Source organism: Salifodinibacter halophilus, from assembly GCA_012999515.1.
GTDB classification, from domain to species: Bacteria; Pseudomonadota; Gammaproteobacteria; order Nevskiales; family Salinisphaeraceae; genus Salifodinibacter; species Salifodinibacter halophilus.
On record JABEEB010000196.1, the window covers coordinates 1 to 277 of the forward strand.

The 277-nt window shown below is 64.6% G+C and carries 1 protein-coding gene; it reads left to right on the forward strand.

What is annotated here, in order from left to right; translation table 11 throughout:
* Nucleotides 1–277: hypothetical protein (locus tag HKX41_11295; GenBank protein NNC24716.1), on the forward strand; the 277-nt coding region annotated here is incomplete at both ends.

Below are 277 nucleotides of genomic sequence, written 5' to 3' on the forward strand. Positions count from 1 at the left end.
GCCTGATCTTCGATCAGACCAAGGAACTGTTCCGCAAGCGGCTGATGTACGGCCTGGGCACGCTGTTCTCGATGGCGACGCTGAGCGTGGTCACGGCGATGACGATGAAACTCCTGGCCAAAGTCGCGGTGGCGCTGTGGCTGTCGAAGGTCACCGGGCTGCTCGGCGACGCCGGCGAGGGATTGACCACTCAGGCGATGCAACAGGGCGGCATCGGCCTGCTGATGTCGGTGCTGCTGGTGACGGTGCCACCGGCGGCGTCGATGTTCTTCCAGGG